Below are 782 nucleotides of genomic sequence, written 5' to 3'. Positions count from 1 at the left end.
TTCGAATTGTCTTTGATAATCTGACAAAGCTAGGTATCTGTGCTCGTGAAGCACGAGCACACCAGGAATCCAAGAACTCAGCTACTTCGTCATTGGATAATCCACTACCGAATATCCCTCTTAGGGATTCTTTCATCTCTAAGGGCTTTAGAAGTATTGCAGCGGTTGACTTTATTTGACGTAGAGTCTCATTTTGGCGTTGAGTCAAATCACCAGGATTCTTTAGTAATGCCCATCTTGCACTCACAAACCTACGGGCGTAATCTGGAGTAGGAAGTTTTCTCAGTTGGCGCCATAGGTCGCATCTTACCTCCTCCAGGGCCTCAGTGCCCAATTTAACGACATGAAAAGGATCGAGGTTGCGACCTAAGTATCTGGTGTGCGATCAGCGAAAGCTTTAGCAAAAGCTGGTCCCATGTCCATTGTTGCTACTTGTGTGAGAGCTTGGAACGTTGCGAACCAAGCTCACATAAGAACCCATCTAGACTCTTAGCGCTTTTTCCTTCTGCTCCATAGACGATCTTTCCAGTTTCATGATCTGTTACGGGCTCTAAATAACTTGGGTTATGTACTTATGGTGTTTACGATAGGCAATCTCATCTACCCCTATTATTGAGAGCTTCTCTAGTCGCTTTGGATCGATCTCTTTGGCTACTACTCTCTCACAGATCGTACCAACTGTTTTCTGAGCAATCCGGGTGAGCTTCGTAACTGTTGTTTTATCCATCTTTGCGGTTGAGCCGGCAACTAGATGTTCAAAGTCTCTCGTGAAGCGAGATTTA

General features: G+C 44.8%; 1 protein-coding gene and 1 pseudogene. Both read right to left on the bottom strand.

The genetic code is table 11. The annotated features are described in order from the left end of the window. The coding region (locus tag AXFE_RS18870) for a transposase (RefSeq protein ID WP_235347934.1) at window positions 1-334 on the bottom strand (334 nt) is incomplete at its 3' end. A 216-nt stretch (window positions 335-550) separates the two neighbouring features. After that, window positions 551-782 (bottom strand): annotated as a pseudogene (locus AXFE_RS20275) (ISL3 family transposase); the annotation flags it as partial.

The organism is Acidithrix ferrooxidans, assembly GCF_000949295.1.
GTDB lineage: Bacteria > Actinomycetota > Acidimicrobiia > Acidimicrobiales > Acidimicrobiaceae > Acidithrix > Acidithrix ferrooxidans.
The sequence above is the reverse complement of the archived record's forward strand: the minus strand, read 5'-3'. Positions and strand labels throughout refer to the sequence as shown.